The organism is Pseudomonas juntendi, from assembly GCF_009932375.1.
GTDB lineage: Bacteria > Pseudomonadota > Gammaproteobacteria > Pseudomonadales > Pseudomonadaceae > Aquipseudomonas > Aquipseudomonas juntendi.
This window is the reverse complement of record NZ_BLJG01000214.1, coordinates 1-6,505: the sequence shown is the minus strand read 5'-3', so window position 1 is coordinate 6,505 and position 6,505 is coordinate 1. Positions and strand designations below refer to the sequence as shown.

Here is a 6,505-nt window from a genome sequence, read left to right as displayed (position 1 = left end):
GGAATAATTGGCCCGAAACAAACGTAGGAGCGAGCGGAGCTGGGCGCTTGCCGCCGCGCGGGCGGCGCTCGCTCTAACAGGCGCTGCCATACCTTATGGCAAACACCTGTCAGCCCTAAGGCGATCCCTGTGGGAGCTGGCTTGCCGGCGATAGGGCCGGTGCAGACGCGGCCCCGGCCAACTCAGGTCAGGAAGCGGTACTGGCCGTACCCTGCACGTTTTTGGGTGCCAACCGGAACACGTGGTACAGCACGGTCAGCAGCACCAGGAATGCCGGGCCGATGTACAGCGCCACCCGGGTGTCCTCGAAGTACGCCATCAGGCCCACCACCAGCACCAGGAACGCCAATGCCAGGTAAGAGCTCAGCGGCCACAACCACATGCGGTACTTCAGCCCCTGGCGCTCGGCAGGGGTAAGGCCGGCACGGAATTTCAACTGCGCCAGCAGGATCATCACCCAGGTCCAGATTGCGCCAAAGGTGGCAATCGACGTCACCCAGACGAAGACCTTCTCCGGCACCAGGTAGTTGGCCAGCACACCCAGCAGCAGCGCGCCGATGGACAGCAGCAGCGCATTGCGCGGTACCCCGTTGTTCGAGGTACGGGCGAAGGCCGCCGGGGCCTGGCCGTTCTGCGCCAGGCTATAGAGCATGCGCCCGGTGCTGAAGATGCCGCCATTGCATGAGGACAGCGCCGCGGTGATGACCACGAAGTTGATGATGCCCGCGGCGGTCTTGATGCCCAGGCGCTCGAAGGTCATGACGAACGGGCTGCCCTGGCTGCCAATTTCGTTCCACGGGTAGATCGACAAAATCACGAACAACGCACCGACATAGAACAGCAGGATGCGCCAGAACACCGAGCCGATGGCCTGCGGAATGGTTCTTTGCGGGTTACGGGCTTCACCGGCAGTCAAACCGATCATTTCCACGCCCAGGTAGGCGAACATCACCATCTGCAGCGACATCAGCACGCCGGTCACGCCATTGGGCATGAAGCCGCCGTTGCTCCACAGGTTGGCGATGCCCACGGCCACACCGTCATTGCCCAGGCCGAAGGCAATGATGCCGACCCCGCCCAGCACCATGGCGATGATGGTGACGATCTTGATCAGGGCGAACCAGAACTCGAATTCGCCGAAGGCCTTGACCGCTACCAGGTTGACCGCCCCCATGCTGCCCAGCGCCGCCAGGGCCCAGATCCAGCGGGGCACGTCGGGGAACCAGATCCCCATGTAGATGGCTACCGCGGTAATTTCCGCAACACAGGTCACCAGCCACAGGAACCAGTAGTTCCAGCCAGTGAGAAAGCCCGCCAGCGGGCCGAGGTAGTCCTGCGCATAGCGGCTGAACGAGCCGGCGACAGGGTTGTGCACGGCCATTTCACCAAGGGCGCGCATGATCACCAGAATGGCCAGGCCACCGATGATGTAGGACAGCATGATGGCCGGGCCGGCCATTTCGATGGCCTTGGCCGAGCCTAGGAAAAGACCGACACCGATACAGGCGCCCAGCGCCATCAGACGGATATGCCGTTCGCCCAGTTCACGCTTGAGCGGGCCGCCTTGGGTGGGCTGGCCATGGGCAGGGTGGTTGCCGACTGGCATAGCGATTCAACCTCATTTTGTTATTGGATTTGCCTTCGTGCAGCACCCGCCACGCCGATAGGCGTGGCCTTGGCTTGCCAAGCTGGCCTCTTGGGCCGGCCTGCGTGCCGGGTCAGCGCAACCCGGCAGGGCGAAGGGGCGAGCAGTATAGGAAGACCGCTGAAGGGGTTTTCGCTGTATATCCATGAATAATCAGCGAGTTCTCCGGAGCCCCCGGTACCTGGATCAGCGCCGACAAATGTTTCCGCCTACCCGCTCACCGTCTAAGCTTCAGGCAAGCAAGACGAAAATACCTGGCCGGATTGAAGACTATGGGCGCACTGTGGCAATCGGAACCAAGCAGAACGGAAGCACCCGAGACACCGCCGGCCGAGACGCCACAACGCAAGCCCCCCCGGCAGCGTCGGCTATGGTGGCGGCTGATCATCCTCATCGTGCTGGTGGCGCTGGTGGCTGTCGGCTTCGCCGCCTACGACGAATTTCGCACGTCCGAGTTGCAGTCGCGGGAATTCAGCAAGCTCGCCAGCACCCTCACCTACTCGCTGCAGCCCGGCCCCAGCGACGCCATCGTCTACCCCGGTGACGGGCCGTTCGACAAACGCCTGGGCTACAGTGCCCTGGGTGAATTTCTGCCGCGCCTGCTCAAGCGCGACTACCTGATCAGCGAACAGGTCAGGTTTTCCCCGGCGTTGATGAACTACGTCGAGCACGGGCTTTTCGTACCCTATATCGAGAAGATCCAGGCGGGCCTGTCGATCACCGACTGCCGTGGCGACACGCTCTACCAGTACAACTACCCGCAGCACCTGTACCCTGACTTCGCCGCCATCCCGCCCGTGATGGTCAATAGCCTGCTGTTCATCGAGAACCGCGACCTGCTCGACACCCAAGACCCGCGCAACAACCCGGCCGTGGACTGGCCGCGCTTCGCCAAGGCCGCCTACAGCCAGGTGGCCAAGTACCTGGCGCTGCCCGGCCAGTCGGCGGGTGGCAGCACCCTGGCCACGCAACTGGAAAAGTATCGCCACTCCCCAGATGGCCTGACCGTATCGGGGGCCGAGAAGATCCGCCAGATGATTTCGGCCAGCGTGCGCGCGTACCAGGGCGGCCCCGACACCACCGAGGCGCGCAAACGCATCGTGCGTGACTACCTCAATAGCGTGCCACTGTCGGCCGTGCCTGGCCACGGCGAGGTGCACGGCATGGCCGAGGGGTTGCGGGTGTGGTACGGCGCCGACTTCGACCAGGTCAACCAGGCGCTGACGTCCACCGCCACCGACCCGCAAAGCATGGCGGCGCGCGGCCTGGCCCTGCGCCAGGTGCTGTCGCTGATGATTGCCCAGCGGCGGCCCTCGCATTACTTGTCCAAAGGCCGGGTGGAACTGGCCGAGCTGACCGATTCGCACATCCGCGTGCTCGCCGCCAACAAGGTCATCGATCAGCCACTGGCCGACGCAGCGCTGGCCAGCAAGGCGGTGTACCGCGACTGGGTGGCGCAACCGACCATCGTGCCCATCGTCACCAACAAGGGTATCAGCCTGGCGCGCAACCGCCTGGCGGCCATGCTCAACCGCCCACTGTACGACCTCGACCGCCTCGATGTATCGGCTACCAGCACCCTGCAGGCCGACCTGCAATTGCAGGTCAGCCAATACCTGAAAAACCTTGCCGACCCGGCTTTCGCTGCGCAGATCGGCCTGATCGGCGAGCGTCTGCTCACCGCCAAGACCACCGACCAGGTGAGCTACAGCTTCACCCTGTTCGAACGCACCGCCGATGGCTCGCGGGTCAGGGTGCAGACCGACAGTACCGACCAACCATTCGACATCAACGAAGGCAGCAAGCTGGAGCTGGGCTCCACGGCGAAGTTGCGGGTACTGACGACCTACCTGGAGATCATTGCCGAACTGCACGACAAGTATGCCGGCAAGCCTGTCGCCGAGCTGAAAAAGGTCGACGTCGCCGAGCTTGACCGCATCACCCAATGGTCACTGGATTGGCTGGCGCAGAACAGCAAGAACCAGAGCCTGGATGCCATGCTCGACGCCGCCCTGGAGCGCAAGTACTCGGCCAGCACCGGCGAGGCGTTTTTCACCGGCGGCGGCATGCATGTGTTCAACAACTTCCGCAAGGAAGACAACAGCCGCAACCCCACGCTCAAGGATGCCCTGCGCGAGTCGATCAACTTGCCCTTCATCCGCCTGATGCGCGACCTGGTGCGCTATGTGACCTACCAGCAGCCCTACAACCGCGTACCGCTGCTCAAGGATGACGCCGACCCGCGTCGCCAGGAGTACCTGGCGCGCTTTGCCGACAAGGAAGGCACCAACTACCTGATGCGCTTCTGGAAGAAATACCAGCGCAAGACCTCGCAACAGCGCCTGGATACCTTCCTCGACAGCATGCGCGTGACCCCGCAACGGTTGGCCGCCGTGCACCGCTACCTGTTCCCCGAAGCGGGCCAGCAAACGTTCAATGCCTTTGTCCGCGCCCACCTCAAGGGTGACAAGAGCGCCCTGGGCAAACTCAGCGATGGCCGGCTGGCCGAGATGTACGAAGCCTATGGCCCGGGCAAGTACGACCTGCCCGACCAGGGTTACATTGCCAAGGTCCACCCCTTGGACCTGTGGCTGCTCGGCTACCTGCTGAAGAACCCCAGTTCGACCTTGAGCGAGATGGTCAACGCCAGCCGCTTCGAGCGCCAGGAGGTCTACGGCTGGCTGTTCAAGAGCCGCCACCAGGGCGCTCGCGACAGCCGCATTCGCACCATGGTGGAAATCGAAGCGTTCCTCGACATCCACCAGCGCTGGAAGCGCGTGGGCTACCCGTTCGACCACCTGGTGCCGTCGCTGGCGACCGCCATCGGCAGCTCGGGCGACCGCCCTGCCGCCCTCTCGGAGTTGGTCGGGATCATCCAGAATGATGGCATCCGCCTGCCCACACTGCGCATCGACACCCTGCATTTTGCCGCCAACACCCCCTACGAAACCAAACTGATCAGCGACCCGGACCGGGGGGTGCGGATTCTGCCGGTCGAGGTGGCACGCGCCCTCAAAGGTGCCATGTCGCAGGTGGTCGATGCCGGCACCGCGCGGCGCATTTCCGGCAGTTTCAAGCTGCAGGACGGCACGCCCCTGGTAATGGGCGGCAAAACCGGTACCGGTGACAACCGCATCGAAAGCTTTGGCGCCGGCGGCCGGCTGATCGGCTCGCGGTCGCTCAACCGTACCGCCACCTTCGTGTTCTTCCTGGGTGAGAACCACTTCGGCACCTTGACCGCCTTCGTGCCAGGGCGCTCGGCAGAGGCATTCAAGTTCACCTCGGCGCTGCCGGTGCAGGTACTCAAGGGCATGGCACCGATCCTCATGCCTTACCTGCAGCCGGGCAATCCGAACGAGTGCAAGCCGCCGGAAGTGGCCGCGAACTCGACCACGAAACCGGACGAATCGAACAATTAGATGAGAATCATCAGCAATTGAGGGCTTGTCTTTAGATATATCTTGAGTAATATCTTACGATATATCGCAAAGAAGGAGCCCCTATTCCCATGCGTGAACATCCCCCCCATGACCCCTTCGAACGGCGCCCCGGGCGCGGCGAACGCGGCCCCCGTGTATTTGCCCCCGGTGACCTCAAGTTGCTGATGCTCGACTTGCTCGCAAGCCAGCCCGGCCATGGCTACGACCTGATCCGCCAGATCGAGAACCTGTTCGAAGGCAGTTACAGCCCGAGCCCCGGGGTGATCTACCCCACGCTGAATTTTCTTGAAGAAGCCGAGCTGATCAGCGGCCAGGTGCAGGGCAGCAAGCGCCTGTATGCCATCACCGAGGCCGGCCGCGGTGCACTGGCGGACCAGGCGGTGGCGCTGGACGGCGTGCGCATGCGCATCGAAGTCAGCAAGCGCGCCTTGCGCGGCCACGATCGCCCGCCTGAAATTCACGAAGCGGTGGGCAACCTGCGCCATGCGCTGCACATGCACAGCGGCCGCTGGACACCTGAAGAAATCGACAGGGTTCGCGACCTGCTCAACCACACCGCCAAAGCCATCGCTTCCGGGCCGGCCGGCGCTGCTACGGAGACGCTCCATGACTAACAGCATTCACCGCGTCAACCATGAGATTCGCCAACGCTGCCTGCAGGTGCTGCGGGTCACCGAGCTTACCCCGCGCATGCGCCGTATCACGTTGGGCGGGGCTGAACTGCAAGGCTTCACCAGCTTGGGCAGCGACGACCACATCAAGCTGCTGTTCGGCGAAACCCCGGAGCAGCAACAGGCCATCGAGGCCCGCAAGCTGGGCAAGGACAGTGGCGTACGGCCCACCATGCGTGAATACACGCCACGGCGCATAGACCTGGTGGCCAACGAGTTGGACATCGACTTCGTCCTGCATGGCGACGGCCCTGCTTCCACGTGGGCGGCGCAGGCCGCGGTCGGCCAAACCCTGAATATCGCCGGGCCACGCGCCTCACTGGTGGTGCCGGATGTGTTCGACAGCTACTTTCTGATCGGCGATGAAACGGCCATCCCGGCAATCGGCAGGCGGCTCGAGGAGCTGCCCGCTGGCCGCCAGGTGCTGGCGGTGATCCAGATTGAGGATGAGCAGGAGCGCCAGCCGCTGCCGAGCAAGGCACAGGTCGAGGTGATCTGGGTACGCCGCCACGAGGAAGACCTGCTGGCATTGGTGCAGAACCTGACCTTGCCGCAAGGCCGGTTGTACGCCTGGGTAGCCCTGGAAAAAACCCTGACCCGCCAGGCCAAGGCGCTGCTGCTGGAAAAAGGCGTGCCCGAGGATGCTTTGAAAGCCGCGGCTTACTGGCGGGCCGACGGGGCTGGGGACGACGAATAATCGGCTTCAACCTGTTACGGCCTCTTCGCGGGCAAGCCCGCTCCTAACTGAC

Annotated in this window: 4 protein-coding genes; 3 read left to right on the top strand and 1 reads right to left on the bottom strand. The window is 63.5% G+C overall.

Going from position 1 to position 6,505, the window contains the following annotated elements; genetic code table 11:
• Positions 1 to 187: 187 nt before the first annotated feature.
• Positions 188 to 1,606: an amino acid permease gene (locus GYA94_RS22065; RefSeq protein WP_054911930.1), complete on the bottom strand. Its 1,419-nt coding sequence runs from the start codon at positions 1,604 to 1,606 to the stop codon at positions 188 to 190.
• Positions 1,607 to 1,917: 311 nt separating this feature from the next.
• Between GYA94_RS22065 and GYA94_RS22060 the strand changes: the two genes are divergently transcribed.
• The 3 genes from GYA94_RS22060 (at position 1,918) to GYA94_RS22050 (ending at position 6,453) form a co-directional block, all read left to right on the top strand.
• A complete protein-coding gene (locus tag GYA94_RS22060; RefSeq protein ID WP_161893101.1) occupies positions 1,918 to 5,064 on the top strand; it encodes a transglycosylase domain-containing protein in 3,147 nt (1,048 codons plus the stop codon).
• Between the two features lie 89 nt (positions 5,065 to 5,153).
• Positions 5,154 to 5,699, top strand: coding sequence for a PadR family transcriptional regulator (locus GYA94_RS22055; protein ID WP_161893100.1), 546 nt, complete (start codon positions 5,154 to 5,156; stop codon positions 5,697 to 5,699).
• Positions 5,692 to 6,453: a siderophore-interacting protein gene (locus tag GYA94_RS22050; protein WP_161893099.1), complete on the top strand. Its 762-nt coding sequence runs from the start codon at positions 5,692 to 5,694 to the stop codon at positions 6,451 to 6,453. Before GYA94_RS22055 ends, GYA94_RS22050 begins: the two co-directional genes overlap by 8 nt.
• Positions 6,454 to 6,505: the final 52 nt, after the last annotated feature.

What these genes read in the sequence shown, in the direction of transcription:
- GYA94_RS22055 (WP_161893100.1), top strand. Translation starts at nt 5,154, where the DNA reads ATGCGTGAACATCCCCCCCATGACCCCTTCGAACGGCGCCCCGGGCGC.
- GYA94_RS22060 (WP_161893101.1), top strand. Translation starts at nt 1,918, where the DNA reads ATGGGCGCACTGTGGCAATCGGAACCAAGCAGAACGGAAGCACCCGAG.
- GYA94_RS22065 (WP_054911930.1), bottom strand. Translation starts at nt 1,606, where the DNA reads ATGCCAGTCGGCAACCACCCTGCCCATGGCCAGCCCACCCAAGGCGGC.
- GYA94_RS22050 (WP_161893099.1), top strand. Translation starts at nt 5,692, where the DNA reads ATGACTAACAGCATTCACCGCGTCAACCATGAGATTCGCCAACGCTGC.